Source organism: Vibrio tetraodonis (assembly GCF_003350295.1).
GTDB classification, from domain to species: Bacteria; Pseudomonadota; Gammaproteobacteria; order Enterobacterales; family Vibrionaceae; genus Vibrio; species Vibrio tetraodonis.
Genome location: NZ_QLYY01000020.1, coordinates 1 through 14,669 on the forward strand (window position 1 = coordinate 1; position 14,669 = coordinate 14,669).

Sequence of the window (14,669 nt, forward strand, 5' to 3'; positions counted from 1 at the left end):
GCAAACCTCTTTAATGGATTTATTTCTCTGCAATCCCATCCAAATGACGAGCCATACGGCTTGTTGGGCTGGTAGCCGACGCCTTCTGATACTCGCTTTAGATGTTTCATAGAGAGCTTGCTCTATCCATTCAAGTTGAATGGCATTAATTACAGACTCATAATTTTTGCCATCTTCAATAGTATCATGAGCTAGAACTAACTCTTCAGCCAACATAGAAAAATCCCCACTAACAAAGTTAGTGGGGATTATCATACGATCCCAGGATCGTTCAAGTCTCTAAACCGATCGGCATTAAGCGGTAACGTTCGCCTTTTTTGTCACCTAAGGTTATGATCGGCTCACATCAGAACTCACTAGGAATTTCAAATGGATGCTTTAGATATGCTGCTTAATCGCCGCTCAATCGCCAAGTTGTCTCAACCTGCTCCAGAAGGCCAGGCTCTTGAGAATATCATTCGAGCTGGCCTCAGAGCCCCTGATCATGCCAGTCTCACGCCTTGGCGATTTGTCATTTCTCAAGGCGAAGGACTGACGAAATTGGCGGATATTCTGGTTGCGGCGGCGAAAGCAGAAAACAGTGATGAAAGCGTGCTGGAAAAGCTGAAAAACGCTCCATTTCGAGCGCCTATGGTGATTACTGTAATTGCTAAGGTGACTCCGCACGAGAAAGTGCCAGCGTTAGAGCAGCATCTTTCTGCTGGGTGTGCAGTACATGCAATGCAGATGGCCGCAGTTGCGCAAGGTTTTCAGGGTTTTTGGCGCTCTGGTAAGTGGATGTTCCATGACAGTGTTCACCGTGCGTTTGGCCTAGAAGGTGAAGATGAGATTGTTGGATTTCTGTACCTTGGAACGCCGGGCTGCATTCCAATGAAAGTGCCTGAGCGTGACTTGAGTAAATTTGTCGAATACTTGTAATCTCAGCCCCAAAGGTGATAGTCAGCTTTGGGGCTAAGTTTTTGTCATCATTGTATGAGTAACAAATTAGCTATCTTTATATTCAATCACAAAGTCTATCAATAGACGGACTTTTTCAGGCAGATGGTCCTTGTGATTGTATAGCATGTAAATATCGCGAGGGTTCGCGCTCCATTCTTGTAAAACGCGGGTAAGGCTTCCATCCTCAATATGCTCCTTAAGCATAACGTCCGGCATCAGTGTGATCCCCAAACCATCTGAGCATGCGCTTCGGACTACATCTAGCGCATTGGCTTGGAAACGACCTTTATCATTATTAATCACTGTCTCGCCGCTACTATTGGTGATTTGCCATTTTAATAGTGGAGCGCCTTTCAAAAGAGAGTGATTTTGCAGATCTTCTGCATGCTTTGGCTCCGGGTGATTGGCGAGATAGTCAGGGCTCGCCACTAAAATATCCTCGACTGAGCCGATTTTGCGTGCAATCAGGCTTGAATCTCTTTGTGGTCCAACGCGAAAAATAACGTCCCATTCCGTTGGATCAAGCTGATCAGCATGATTACTGGTTGTCAGTTCAAGATTGATATCCGGAAATTTGGTCATGAATGCGCTGAATATTGGCATCATCATGCGTTTGGTCAGGTTCGAGGGAGCAGATACACGAATTTTGCCCGCCGCTCCGCGGCATTCATCGGTAATTTCTTCTGCTGCTATTGTCAGTCGATTGAGTAGGGGAGAACACTCACTGTAAAATCTTTCGCCCGCTTCTGTAAGAGAAAGTTTACGCGCATGACGGTTGAGTAGTCTGAGGTTAAGAGCTTCTTCCAACGCTTGTATGCGTCGGGTAATTGTCGCAACCGGAATCATAGTTTTGCGAGATGTCGCAGTATAGCTTCCGTTTTCAACAACGAGCCTAAAAAGGTTGAGATCGTCTAATTTCATTATTTCCGACACATTTTCTGCAAATTGGGTGAACTTATACAAATATCAGATGCCAAAGCCTGAGTATTATCAACAAGCTTTATGATCTTTAACTCTAGCTACATATAGTATTCAACATGCGCGAAAAGTGGAAGATTTGTATAAATACACTTTCGCGGCTATTTTTAAATGAGTGTTTGAAACCGTTTACAATTACAAAAATAATACTAACAGTTGTACGTTTATAGTTGTGTGAGGCCAAGGTGTATGCATAAATCTTACGAAGTGGCGACAACGCCCTCAGCCCAGCCGGCTACTGGGACAAAGCTTATCATGATCGTTGATGACGATCCTGTGTTTCGAAAGCTCACTGGTGGCTTTATTGAAGCGCAAGGTCATGAGGTCGTGGAAGCAGAGAATGGACTAGAAGGCCTTAAAAAGCTCAGAGAAACTGAGCCAGACTTAATATTGTGTGATCTCTCAATGCCTGTACTTGACGGGATAGAGTTTGTCGAAGAAGTGAGTCTGGAGTATCCCTCTCTCCCGCTGATTGTTGTATCAGCCACCGATGAGATGGCTGATGTGGCGCAAGCGCTGCGCTTTGGCATCAAAGATTTCCTCCCCAAACCGATCACTAACCCAGGTCATTTGGCCAGTGCCATAGAAAATACCTTGTATGACTCCGATAACCACTTGTGTGATCAGCGAGATTTTGCCAGTCAGTGGTTTAGAATTGACAGCGGCGATATGCCAGAAGAGCAAGAACTGCATTGGCATTTAGAATACTTGCAGGATAACCCCAGTGCTGCCAAAGATTTGCTGCATGCTCTGTTGCCCGATAAAGACACATCGCAAGGTGACTGGAAATGCAGTTACCGTTTGCTGCAATCAACCGATGTCATGCCTTTAGTTTACGATTATGCGTGGCTGATGAATGGTCAGTTTGCATTCTATATCGTTGATTCGGCGAGTGAGGGACAACATGGTGCGGCAACAACCCTACTGGTTAGAGCGTTATTCCATGATTATTTGCGTAATTTAAAGAGCTTTAATGCCGATTTGAAAGATATTGCCGATTTGCTTGAAAAGGGTATGGAGTGCGCAGAGTGCGCCAGCCCTGTAAAAGCGATGTTTGGAATCGCTGATGTGTCTGAAGGAACCTTATCATTGCTACCAGCTGGCCTTGATGCTCAATGGTCAAATGGGTACTTCTCCCAACATATTGCAGCAGGAACCAAACTCGGTGAGCACTGTATTAAAAACTTTATAACGCCTGACTTGCCCATTCAGGCGGCGTGTCAGCTAACACTAGGCTGTTTGGGTTCAAGCAGCTTTAGTTTGGATATATTCCGTGGCGGTAGTGCTTAGCTCATAGAGTAACATTAAATAACCTTATGTTTTTACGGTGTTTGTTGTGACCTTTTTGAGTTATAGTCCGCCCCACAAAAATGTTCCAATACGTTAACGAAAGATTAACGAAGGATAAAATACACTGTATTAACACAAGAGAAGCAATCCTATGGCAGACGAAAATTTTAAAGAGCCGTATAATATCTTTTATTTTTTGGGATTTATTGCGGTTCTCCTCATTCCCACCCTTCCTGCAACCCTTACTTGGATTCGAGTATTTAACGGATATGCAGGTTTTTAAACATTAACCGGAGCGCATCATAGATATTCGAAGATTGGGTTTAAATATTGTCGGTAGTGTGAGTTTGGTGCTCGGCTTTTTTGGAATTTTCTTGCCCCTGCTTCCGACAACACCGTTTGTTCTTCTCGCCAGCGCTTGTTTTATGCGCAGTAGTCCAAGGTTTCATCGTTGGTTACACGAACATAAAACCTTTGGCCCTATTCTTGATAACTGGCATCAACACCGAGCGGTGACCAGCAAAATTAAAGTGCGTGGCGCCCTGTGCATGGTGGCCAGCTTTTCCTTTTCTATTTGGATTGTTTCTCAAGTCTGGTTAAAGGTTGCCCTTATGGTGATGCTGATGACTTTATTGACTTGGTTTATTCGTTTACCCGTGATTGATCACCTTGCTGATAGGCAAGAAAATCACTAAGATTGCATACATGTGTCCTGCTGCTTTAGCAGGTGATTATTGGTTGCATAGCGCGAATGAGTTTAGCGACATCGTTAAACAGTGTTCGCGTTAAAGCCTTTGCTGATGCTTGTTGTTAAATACTTTGTAGATAATAAGCTTAGCCAATCTAAGAAATGAATTATGACAACTGAAACCATTACCCTAATCAAATCAAGCATCAAAAGCATCCCCGACTATCCCAAACCTGGCATTGTATTTCGTGATGTTACGAGTTTAATGGAAAATGCGGCCGCGTATAAGGCGGCGATTCAGGTGCTAGTCGAAAAGTACCAAGGTATGGGCTTTACCAAGGTTGTTGGTACTGAAGCTCGCGGTTTTTTGTTTGGTGCGCCACTCGCTTTAGAGCTTGGCATTGGCTTTGTACCTGTGCGCAAGCCGGGTAAGCTGCCGCGTCAAACGATCGCCCAATCTTACCAACTTGAATACGGCACGGATACGCTTGAAATTCATACCGATGCGATATCCGAAGGGGATAAGGTTTTGGTTGTCGACGACTTGCTTGCCACAGGTGGAACGATCGAGGCGACCACTCAACTTATTCGCCAGCTCGGTGGAGAGGTTGAACACGCTGCGTTTGTTATCAATCTGCCAGAAATCGGTGGAGATGCACGTCTCGAGAAACTTGGCCTCAAGGTCTACAGTATTTGTGAGTTTGATGGCCACTAATTGGGTATAGTCATGAGTTATTTAGCACTGGCTAGAAAATGGCGGCCTGCACAATTTAATCAAGTGGTTGGCCAAAGCCATGTTCTGACCGCATTGGAAAATGCATTGGCGAATAATCGGCTCCACCATGCTTATCTATTCAGCGGAACTCGCGGAGTCGGAAAGACCACTATAGGTCGTTTGCTTGCCAAAGGATTAAACTGCGAAACAGGTATAACAGCCACGCCTTGTGGCCAGTGCGATACCTGCCAAGAAATCGATCAAGGACGCTTTGTTGATTTATTAGAAATTGACGCAGCCTCTAGAACCAAGGTCGAAGACACCAGAGAGCTGCTGGATAATGTGCAGTATAAGCCAGCCCGAGGTCGCTTTAAGGTTTATCTTATCGATGAAGTGCACATGCTCTCAAGACATAGTTTTAATGCTTTGCTTAAAACCTTGGAAGAGCCGCCTGAGTATGTGAAGTTTCTTCTTGCCACTACGGATCCACAGAAGTTACCTGTCACCATATTGTCGCGTTGCTTGCAGTTCCATTTAAAGCCTATCAGTGTTGATAACATCCATCAGCAACTCGATTATATTTTACAGCAAGAGAAGGTTTCGTCTCAGCCTCGAGCTGTGGGCATGATTGCTCATGCTGCTGATGGCAGTATGCGTGATGCATTGAGTTTGACCGATCAGGCGATTGCTTTGGGTAATGGTCAAGTGGTGACGGACAGCGTCGCTCATATGCTGGGAACCTTAGATACGGACCAGGCATTACATTTACTTGAAGCCATTGGATCAAAACAGCCTCAAACGGCGATGGATTGTCTTGCAGGTCTTGCTCAAAACGGCGTTGACTGGGATGGTTTACTCTCTCAGCTTTCTGCTCAGCTGCACCGCCTTGCTATGTATCAAGCGCTCCCTGAGACGCTTGATAAATCCTTACCCGATGCCGAAAAAGTGGTGTTGTTAAGTCGAGTGCTTTCGCCGCAAGATATCCAGCTTTATTATCAAATTGCGCTGAAAGGGCGGCAAGACTTATCACTGGCTCCATCTGAGCAAATCGGTGTTGAGATGGTGGTGCTACGAATGATGGCATTTCGCCCCGTGGCTCAGCCTCAAGCGAATGTGATTACCAATCAGGTTATTCAGCCAGAGCCTGCTCCCTCAATGAGTGTGCCACCTGCTCCTATTCAGAGTGCATCGATGGAAGCTCAGCCTGCGCCACAACCACCTGTGCCTGAGCAGCCATCTGCATCTGAACAACTACCACAAATGGACATGGAGCCTGCTCGGGCTCAGATGCCAGAGGCTCCAGAGCAACAAGCCAATGCTTACATGCAGGAGCAGCCTCAATCACCGATATCTCCTGTAAGAGGTCTAAGACATCAGCTTCGTTCTCAACGTACTGGGAAGAGTCAGGCTAGCACGCCAAAAAAGACTAATGCGACATCTGCTCAACCATCATCGGTTCTCGATCGCGTTGCACAGCGCAACATGGGAACTATGCAGATGTCGCCAGTGTCCAATTCAGTGGATGTAGCAACGCCTGAAGATGATAAAGCAGAGCCTTATCAGTGGCGTCCAACGCTGCCGCAAGAAAAACCAGTGGCGCAAAATCATGCACTCACGCCTTCTCAAATAAAGAAAGCGCTGGAGCATGAAAAAACGTCGGATATGGCGAAAAAGCTCACTCAAGAATGTTTGCAGCAGAGCCTGTGGGCTCGTTTGATTGAACAGTTGGATGTGGCAAAAATGACCCAGCAGCTGGCGCTTAATTCACATTATGAGCAGCGAGAGGGCTGCATTGTACTCACGCTTCGCAGCGAGCAAGCTCATCTTAATAGTGACAGAGCTCGTCATGAACTTATAACTGCGCTTAATTCAGTGTTAGGAGAGCAATTCGAGCTAAGTGTTGAGGTTGGTGAGTCTGGTGAAACCCCCTTAGAGTTGAGAGAGAAACTCTATCAGACAAAGTTACAGCAGGCGTTTACCAGCCTGGAAAATGACAGCAATGTTCAGTTTATTGAGCAGCGATTTGCAGCTGATCTAGACAGTGATAGTGTCAGGCCTATATGAATCAAATTTGGGGTTGAAAAAACAGACTTTGACCTCAATCTATTAACGAAACTAGCTAGACAACCAGAGAGAAAAACATGTTTGGTAAAGGCGGAATGGGCAACTTAATGAAGCAAGCCCAGCAAATGCAAGAGCGTATGCAAAAGCTTCAAGAAGAAATTGCGAATATGGAAGTAACGGGCGAGTCTGGTGCTGGCTTGGTAAAAGTAACCATCACAGGAAGCCACAGCGTTCGTAAAGTAGAGATCGACGAAAGCTTGATGGAAGATGACAAAGAAATGCTTGAAGACTTGATCGCTGCTGCATTTAATGATGCATCACGCCGCGTTGAAGAAACACAAAAAGAAAAAATGGAATCAGTGACTGGGGGGATGCAACTTCCACCCGGCATGAAAATGCCTTTCTAACAAAGGGCTAGCGAATGCGCACCAGTCATATGCTGGAGCAATTGATGGAGGCCTTACGTTGTCTGCCTGGGGTTGGCCCCAAGTCAGCGCAGCGTATGGCCTTTCATTTGTTACAGCGCGATAGAAAAGGCGGCTTACAGTTGGCTGACTCACTCAGCCAAGCAATGACAGAGATAGGTCATTGCAATGAGTGCCGTACTTTTACTGAACAAGAAACGTGTCACATCTGCACTAACCCCAAACGTCAGGAAAATGGTCAAATCTGCGTGGTTGAAAGCCCTGCAGACATTGCTGCGGTGGAATCAACCGGCCAATATTCCGGTCGATACTTTGTGCTTATGGGGCATCTATCCCCTTTAGATGGCATTGGCCCAAGTGATATTGGACTTGATGTGCTTGATTACCGCCTACGTCGCGGGGATGTGACAGAAGTTATTTTGGCCACTAACCCAACCGTTGAGGGTGAAGCGACCGCTCACTATATTGCAGAGCTTTGCCGCGAGCATAAGGTGCAGGCCAGCCGGATTGCACACGGTGTGCCTGTAGGAGGTGAGCTTGAGCTTGTCGATGGCACCACGCTTTCTCACTCATTACTTGGCCGGCAAAAACTATAATTGCCAGACAATACGACTCGACTAAGTGAATGCCGTTTGGATAAGTGCTGTCTAGAATCAAAGCTTGGACTAAAAGACCTAAGGTGAAAACCTTGGGTCTTTTTTATTTGGGGAAAATAGAATGGTTTATGTTTTGTCGCATTTGTTTAAGTTTTAGAGTTAGGGTGCCATTCTAGTCAGCACACTTGTGCCCCATTCTGGGTTACGTGTCGATGTTTGGGCAAAGGTCATCGGGTAAATTTGATATAGAAAAGCTAATGTTTGGTAAAAGGCAAGACCCGCTCCTTTACACTTCTACTGAAAAGCGCGACCGTGGCGTTGTCGCTTGAGCCTCGCTTAGCTCTTTTTTCTATCAGGTCCAAAATAGATAACAGGATAGAGTTAGATGGAAAATAAAATCACCGATGATGACTTACATATCAATATATTAAAATGCGTTAGAGATGCCAAAGAACCAGTAACTATCCCCTTTATTGAGAGGAAGCTAGGATTAGATACTGATAGCCTAAAATGGGTTAATGAAGAGTGTGATACTGGTTCAAGAATGTTCGTAAGAAATGGCAAAATACCAAATGAAGGCTGGAGAATATCGCTAACAATAACAGGCTATCAAGTTATTTTGGATTATGAGTCTATAAAGCAAGCAAGAAGGTCTAGCACAGTGGCAACATGGATAGCAATTGCTGCTCTGGTAGTCTCGATTATATCTCAGATACCAGATGTCATTAGCTTCGTACAAAGTTCGAGGAATTAAATGGCTAACGTCAAAAGAGATATGTTTAAATGGTTATACGGAGCATTGACCGGATTCTGCGCTATATTTTTTCTTTCACTTTTAAGTTTTTTTAGTAGTGACGCCGAAGTATCTACATTCTTAGTGATATCAATTACATGTTTTGCGGCATGCTTACCAATATTTGCGGCATGTACATCAGCACATATCAGTATGATTGAAGATGATATATCAGATAAAACAGCACTTAAGGCGGTAGAAAATGAATCAGGGAATAGAATAACATTTGCTGGACTAGTGCTCTTCTGCGTTGGATTTTCATCATTAATTTTTAGTTTAAATGCTGTGGCAGGCTTTGTTTTCGTATGGTTATCTTTGTACATGGTTATAGAGTTGAGCCGATTTAGATATCATTACTTAAAAATAAAAGTATCAGAGGAGGGAAATCAGCCAAACGTGAATTTCAAAAGTGTATTGCCATTTTATACCGATGTGAATGTGAAATATAAGGGGCACAAAAGGATCCCTTAATGCGCATTATGCGATTTGGCATAGCGATATTTATAGGTGTTACGGCTTCTGCACCTGTTCTAGCTGTCGCTGCTCTTGGCGGAGCAGTTGCAGGAGGGTTCGTTGGTGGTGTTGCGGGAGGCGCTGCTGGTAAGGCTACAGGTGAAGTGATTTATGAATGGGCGAATGAATGATGGAATTGATAGACGTTTTTCTACTATCGTCTCGAAAGATTATCGCGATTTACACTATAGCTTGGGCTCTAACAGCAATTGTTACTTTTCCGATTATTTCACTTGGTAGCTATAAATATATAATTTTTATAGATAAAAACTTAGCTAAAGATCTGGGGAAATATTATGACCCTAATGATTATATGCGCCCTCAATATCAATTATCTTGGGAAATCGGAAGTCGATTTATCTATTACTGTATTGCCTATCCGTTTATCAGACGAAGAGCGTCAACGAGCTCTACAAAATTTAGTATCTTTATGTGGTGGAACACTCTAGGACTTTGGTTTTTTGCGGGCATATTCCTAGGTGGTGCTTTGCCCAAGCTTTTTACTTAAAGGCCAAACATAAAAAATCCCCATCAACATAGCTGATGGGGATAATCAGTTTACCGGTTCTATTGCTCTAAACGATGAGCTTCACTCGTTACTTTTTCTTGGTGTGGAACTGCTCGCAGGCAAGCATGGTGTTCTCTATCAGGCTCGCCACTGTCATAGGGCCGACGCCGCCAGGGACTGGGGTAATAAAGCTTGCTCGCTCTTTGGCGTTGTCGTAATCCACATCACCAATTAACTTGCCTGAATCTAAGCGATTGATGCCCACATCAATGACCACGGCACCTTCTTTAATCCATTGGCCTGGAATAAAGTTAGGCTTGCCTACGGCAACGACCACAATGTCTGCTTGTCGCACATGGCTTTCAAGATCTTTGGTGAATCTATGGCATGTGGTTGTGGTACAGCCAGCAAGCAATAATTCAAGTGTCATTGGGCGGCCGACAATATTAGAGGCACCTACAACAACCGCGTGTAGACCACGTAAATTAATGTTGTAGCGATCAAGTAATGTGATGATCCCTTTTGGTGTACATGAGCGTAACTTAGGAATTCTCTGAGCTAGGCGGCCGACATTATAGGGGTGAAATCCATCGACATCTTTTTCAGGGTGAATACGCTCAAGAACATGAGTAGCATCAATACCAGCCGGTAAGGGCAGTTGGACAAGGATACCGTCTATTTGATCATCATTGTTAAGTTCATCAACCAGAGCCAGCAGCTCTTGTTCGGTTGCCGTTGTGGGGAGATCATATGACTTGGATACAAAGCCAACTTCCTCACAAGCGCGGCGCTTACTCCCAACATATACTTGTGATGCTGGGTCTTCACCAACCAGTATTACCGCGAGTCCAGGTGCTCTCAAGCCTGCATTAAGGCGTGCTTTTACGCGCGCAGCGACTTCTGAACGGACAGTTTGAGAAATAAGAGTTCCATCAATATTTTGAGCGGTCATGACGTTCCTTTAAAACAGAATGGCTATTTTTCTGGGCGCATTGTCGCAAATTATCCAACGAACATCTATAGGCAAACGTTTGCTTTGGGTTGTTTTTAATCAAAACTCAACCTGGTGGGCTTTTTTTAGTCATTCAGTTCATAATGTTACGAAAAGGTCTTGTGTTAAGACGCTGAACTCGTATAATCCTCTCCCTGTAGCGCGCCCTTAGCTCAGTTGGATAGAGCACGTGCCTTCTAAGCATGTGGTCGCAGGTTCGAATCCTGCAGGGCGTGCCATTTATTTAGAAAACCCCAGCATAACTTGATGTTGGGGTTTTTGCTTTTTTGGGCCTCAAATAATCCTAACTAACGTGCATTTTTTCTCTCATCATGCTAGGCGATACGGAAAAAAACTCTTTAAAACATCGACTAAAATGGGTGGTTGAAGAAAAGCCTGTCGATGCTGCAATGGTTGAGATGGAATCTTCCGATTGGAGCAATAATTGCCTTGCATAGGTTAATCTCAGTTCTAAATAGTACTTAGAAGGTGAGGTTTGAATATGTGTCTTAAACAGTCTTTCTAATTTCCTGCGCGATATCTTGAGGTAACGGGCTATGTCCTCGACATGAAGTGGCTCGTCAAGATTACTGACCATTAATAGATTGGCTTCTTTGACAATTGCTGGCGCAGAGTCGGGCAGGCAAGTGTGAAGTTGCGGTTTGGAGTCTAATGGGATCCCTCGGTCACAAGAAAGGATTTCTCGCACCGCATTAGAATTGGGCTGGCTGGTGATTTTTTGCACTATCGCTAACATCATATCGAGAGTGCTACTTGCTCCAGAAGAAGTGAAGATGTTTTCGTGTCCCACATAGGAGCTTGAGGATAAAACGCTACGGGGAAACCTTTCTTTTGCATAGGCATGATTGTCTGGATGAAGGGCATATTGGTTTCCATCAAGAACGCCTGCATGGGCGAGAAAAATAGCGCCATTCCAAATGCCCCCTAGAATGGTGTTGCACTTACTACTTAATGCAATCAGCTTTGATAACTGAGAGTGTTCATTCAGGCTAGTTCGATAACCGCCACAAACCATTACAGCATCGATGTCTTGTAATGCCTTTACTTCGTGTAATGAGTGATCAGGCGTAAGGCCAATACCAAGATCGCTGAGCACCTCGCCATTGCCTAATCCAACCGTAGCAAAGGTGAATCGCGTCGAACCTTCCACCAAGTTTGACGTCACTAAACAATCGACCGCACAAGTAAATGACATTAGGGAAAAATGCTCAAGCACAACAAATAGCACTGAGGTTTGGTTACATGTGGTTTTTTCTTTCGCGATAAAACATTGGTTGGTATCTCTCATTGGAGCTGAGAATTTTCTTATTATTTTCATCACCATGCCTTGAGGTTTGAGTGCCATGGCAGTATCTCAGGTAAGCGACTTGTTACAAGTATTCTCAATATAAATTTATTGCTCACATCACATTATTTTCAATATCCAACGCAATGATTCGGTGATTTGTCGCAAAAGCAACAGTTCTTGACGCACACAGTCGGTCATGGAACAGGGATGCAGGATATTTTGTTAACACTATTGTTACATTAATGTGCTGAAGGAGAGACGTGTGTTCTACCAAAATGACACCATTGAAGGGTTTGATGAAGAATTGCTTAGTGCTATTAACAGTGAAGATACCCGTCAGCAAGAGCATATCGAATTAATTGCCTCTGAAAACTATACCAGCAAGAGAGTGATGCAAGCGCAGGGAACACAGTTGACCAATAAGTATGCAGAGGGCTACCCAGCAAAGCGATACTACGGGGGGTGTGAGCATGTTGATACTATCGAGCGGCTTGCTATTTCACGCGCAAAGAGCTTGTTTGGCGCCGATTATGCGAATGTGCAGCCTCATTCTGGTTCACAAGCGAATGCGGCCGTTTTCATGGCTTTGCTCAACCCTGGCGATACGGTTTTGGGAATGAGCCTTGCCCATGGTGGTCACCTAACTCATGGCGCTAAAGTCAGCTTTTCAGGAAAAATCTATCATTCTGTCCAGTATGGTTTAAATGAGGAAACTGGTGAAATCGATTACGATCAAGTCGAGGAATTGGCCAAACAGCATCAACCTAAAATGATCATTGCTGGCTTTTCTGCCTACTCTCGCGTGGTTGATTGGCAAAAATTTAGAGATATCGCTGATTCGGTCAATGCCTATTTGTTTGTTGATATGGCACATGTCGCCGGACTGGTTGCCTCTGGCCATTATCCAAACCCACTTCCTTATGCGGACGTTGTCACGACCACAACCCATAAAACACTAAGGGGACCAAGGGGTGGTCTTATCCTCGCCAAATCTAATCAAGAGCTTGAGAAAAAATTAGACTCAGCGGTTTTCCCTGCTGGTCAAGGTGGACCACTCATGCATGTCATTGCGGCTAAAGCCGTAGCATTTAAAGAGGCTTCATTAGCAGAATTTACTGAGTATCAAGCTCAGGTTGTGAAAAATGCCCAAGTGATGGCAAAAGGATTCATTGAACGTGGCTATGAGGTCGTATCTGGCGGAACGGATAATCATCTGTTCTTAGTGAGTCTGATAAAGCAGGGAATCACCGGAAAAGATGCGGACTTGGCCTTGGGCAAAGCTTGCATCACAGTCAATAAAAACTCTGTGCCTAATGATCCTAGGTCGCCTTTTGTCACTAGTGGACTGCGAATTGGTACACCTGCTATCACCACTAGAGGTTTTAAAGAAACCGAGTCAGCCATGCTTACCGATTGGATTTGCGACATTTTAGATGACTTAGACAATGAAGAGAAAATCAAGTCTGTGCAAGCCAAGGTTGCTGCATTGTGCGCAGAGTTTCCCGTTTATCGATGATCTTAGCCAATAGGCGCTCAACAATACTCAATTAAAAATCGATGCGCCTATGACAAGACGCTTGGACTTTAACGTTTTTTGGAAGGTAAACAATGAAGGATTACTCAGGGTTTGGTCTATTTAAGCATGCCTTAACCTATCACGAAAACTGGCAACGAATTTGGCGCAATCCCACACCCAAGAAGCACTACGATGTTGTCATTGTAGGCGGTGGCGGACATGGCCTAGCCACTGCCTATTATCTGGCAAAAGAACATGGTATTACCAATATTGCTGTGGTTGAAAAAGGCTATCTAGGTGGCGGAAATACTGCGCGAAACACGACTATTGTACGCTCCAATTACTTGTGGGATGAGGCTGCTCATCTCTACGAGCACTCAATGAAATTGTGGGAAGGCTTGTCTCAAGAGCTCAATTATAACCTTATGTTTAGTCAAAGAGGTGTGTTAAACCTCGGCCACACATTACAAGACATGAGAGATATAGAAAGGCGAGTGAATGCAAATCGGCTCAATGGAATAGATAGCGAGGTGCTGAGCACCAAAGAAGTGCAAGACTTAGTGCCAATATTAAACTGCTCGCCAAATGCGAGGTATCCAGTGTTGGGAGCAAGCTGGCAACAGCGCGGTGGAACCGCCCGTCATGACGCAGTGGCTTGGGGGTATGCGCGAGCAGCCGATAAGTTAGGTGTTGATCTTATCCAGCAAAATGAAGTGACTGGCATTCGAGTAGAAAAGGGCTCAGTGGTTGGTGTCGAGACTAAGAAGGGCTTTATCGGTGCAAGTAAAGTGGCTTGTGTGGCCTCAGGTAACTCTGGTGAGCTAGCCAAGATGGTCAATATGAGCCTGCCATTAGAATCTCACCCGCTACAAGCTATGGTCTCTGAGCCTTTAAAACCTTGTCTGGATACCGTGGTGATGTCCAACCATGTCCATGGATACATGAGCCAATCAGATAAAGGCGATTTAGTTATTGGAGCCGGTATTGACGGCTACCTTGGCTATGGACAAAGAGGCTCTTTTCCTGTCATCGAACATACCATAGCGGCCATTATTGAGATGTTTCCTATCGTTAGCCGAGTCAGGCTCAATCGCCATTGGGGAGGTATTGTTGATACTACGCCAGATGCTTGCCCAATCATCAGTAAAACTCCGACTAAAGGTTTGTATTTTAACTGTGGCTGGGGAACAGGCGGCTTTAAAGCAACACCAGGATCTGGTCATGTATTTGCGCACACCATAGCGAACGATCACCCACACCCTCTCGCTGATGCCTTTAACCTCAATCGATTTGTGACTGGGCATTTAATTGATGAACACGGCGCAGCTGGCGTTGCACACTAGT

General features: G+C 44.8%; 17 protein-coding genes and 1 tRNA gene. 14 read left to right on the plus strand and 4 right to left on the minus strand.

Features of this window, described 5'->3' with window-relative positions:
• The coding region (locus tag DPF90_RS15170) for a transposase domain-containing protein (protein ID WP_205395164.1) at positions 1–216 on the minus strand (216 nt) is incomplete at its 3' end.
• Positions 217–369: 153 nt separating this feature from the next.
• Here DPF90_RS15170 and DPF90_RS15175 point away from each other — a divergent pair.
• Complete coding sequence (locus DPF90_RS15175; RefSeq protein WP_114787183.1) at positions 370–918, plus strand: NAD(P)H nitroreductase; 549 nt, start codon at positions 370–372, stop codon at positions 916–918.
• Positions 919–984: 66 nt separating this feature from the next.
• On the opposite strand, the gene DPF90_RS15180 is transcribed toward DPF90_RS15175, so the two are convergent.
• The gene (locus DPF90_RS15180; RefSeq protein WP_114787184.1) at positions 985–1,860 is read right to left on the minus strand and encodes a LysR family transcriptional regulator; all 876 of its coding nucleotides are present in this window, start codon (positions 1,858–1,860) and stop codon (positions 985–987) included.
• Positions 1,861–2,106: 246 nt separating this feature from the next.
• Here DPF90_RS15180 and DPF90_RS15185 point away from each other — a divergent pair, with 246 nt between their 5' ends.
• The 10 genes from DPF90_RS15185 to DPF90_RS20565 all read left to right on the plus strand — a co-directional run bounded on the left by DPF90_RS15185 (position 2,107) and on the right by DPF90_RS20565 (position 9,450).
• Complete coding sequence (locus DPF90_RS15185; RefSeq protein WP_114787185.1) at positions 2,107–3,207, plus strand: response regulator; 1,101 nt, start codon at positions 2,107–2,109, stop codon at positions 3,205–3,207.
• A 329-nt stretch (positions 3,208–3,536) separates the two neighbouring features.
• Positions 3,537–3,902, plus strand: coding sequence for a YbaN family protein (locus DPF90_RS15195; protein ID WP_114787303.1), 366 nt, complete (start codon positions 3,537–3,539; stop codon positions 3,900–3,902).
• A gap of 162 nt (positions 3,903–4,064) precedes the next feature.
• Complete coding sequence (gene apt / locus DPF90_RS15200) at positions 4,065–4,610, plus strand: adenine phosphoribosyltransferase (RefSeq protein WP_114787187.1); 546 nt, start codon at positions 4,065–4,067, stop codon at positions 4,608–4,610.
• A 12-nt stretch (positions 4,611–4,622) separates the two neighbouring features.
• Positions 4,623–6,674: a DNA polymerase III subunit gamma/tau gene (dnaX, locus tag DPF90_RS15205; RefSeq protein WP_114787188.1), complete on the plus strand. Its 2,052-nt coding sequence runs from the start codon at positions 4,623–4,625 to the stop codon at positions 6,672–6,674.
• A gap of 77 nt (positions 6,675–6,751) precedes the next feature.
• The gene (locus tag DPF90_RS15210) at positions 6,752–7,081 is read left to right on the plus strand and encodes a YbaB/EbfC family nucleoid-associated protein (protein WP_114787189.1); all 330 of its coding nucleotides are present in this window, start codon (positions 6,752–6,754) and stop codon (positions 7,079–7,081) included.
• Between the two features lie 14 nt (positions 7,082–7,095).
• A complete protein-coding gene (gene recR / locus DPF90_RS15215) occupies positions 7,096–7,695 on the plus strand; it encodes a recombination mediator RecR (RefSeq protein ID WP_114787190.1) in 600 nt (199 codons plus the stop codon).
• Positions 7,696–8,080: 385 nt separating this feature from the next.
• Complete coding sequence (locus DPF90_RS15220; RefSeq protein WP_114787191.1) at positions 8,081–8,449, plus strand: hypothetical protein; 369 nt, start codon at positions 8,081–8,083, stop codon at positions 8,447–8,449.
• The gene (locus DPF90_RS20275) at positions 8,450–8,959 is read left to right on the plus strand and encodes a hypothetical protein (RefSeq protein ID WP_162814045.1); all 510 of its coding nucleotides are present in this window, start codon (positions 8,450–8,452) and stop codon (positions 8,957–8,959) included.
• On the plus strand, positions 8,959–9,132 hold the full coding sequence (locus DPF90_RS20280; protein WP_162814044.1) for a hypothetical protein: 174 nt from the start codon (positions 8,959–8,961) through the stop codon (positions 9,130–9,132). Before DPF90_RS20275 ends, DPF90_RS20280 begins: the two co-directional genes overlap by 1 nt.
• A 165-nt stretch (positions 9,133–9,297) precedes the next feature.
• Positions 9,298–9,450 carry a hypothetical protein gene (locus DPF90_RS20565; protein ID WP_162814046.1) on the plus strand — a complete coding sequence of 51 codons (153 nt, stop codon included), beginning with the start codon at positions 9,298–9,300 and terminating at the stop codon, positions 9,448–9,450.
• A gap of 147 nt (positions 9,451–9,597) precedes the next feature.
• On the opposite strand, the gene folD is transcribed toward DPF90_RS20565, so the two are convergent.
• The gene (folD, locus tag DPF90_RS15235; protein ID WP_114787193.1) at positions 9,598–10,461 is read right to left on the minus strand and encodes a bifunctional methylenetetrahydrofolate dehydrogenase/methenyltetrahydrofolate cyclohydrolase FolD; all 864 of its coding nucleotides are present in this window, start codon (positions 10,459–10,461) and stop codon (positions 9,598–9,600) included.
• 201 nt (positions 10,462–10,662) lie between these two features.
• Here folD and DPF90_RS15240 point away from each other — a divergent pair.
• Positions 10,663–10,739 (plus strand) — tRNA-Arg (locus DPF90_RS15240).
• Between the two features lie 65 nt (positions 10,740–10,804).
• On the opposite strand, the gene DPF90_RS15245 is transcribed toward DPF90_RS15240, so the two are convergent.
• A complete protein-coding gene (locus DPF90_RS15245; protein WP_114787194.1) occupies positions 10,805–11,866 on the minus strand; it encodes a GlxA family transcriptional regulator in 1,062 nt (353 codons plus the stop codon).
• A 205-nt stretch (positions 11,867–12,071) separates the two neighbouring features.
• On the opposite strand from DPF90_RS15245, the gene glyA reads away from it, so the two are divergent.
• Together glyA and DPF90_RS15255 are read left to right on the plus strand one after the other, a co-directional pair.
• Positions 12,072–13,325 carry a serine hydroxymethyltransferase gene (glyA, locus tag DPF90_RS15250; protein WP_114787195.1) on the plus strand — a complete coding sequence of 418 codons (1,254 nt, stop codon included), beginning with the start codon at positions 12,072–12,074 and terminating at the stop codon, positions 13,323–13,325.
• A gap of 92 nt (positions 13,326–13,417) precedes the next feature.
• Positions 13,418–14,668 carry a sarcosine oxidase subunit beta family protein gene (locus DPF90_RS15255; protein WP_114787196.1) on the plus strand — a complete coding sequence of 417 codons (1,251 nt, stop codon included), beginning with the start codon at positions 13,418–13,420 and terminating at the stop codon, positions 14,666–14,668.
• Position 14,669: the final 1 nt, after the last annotated feature.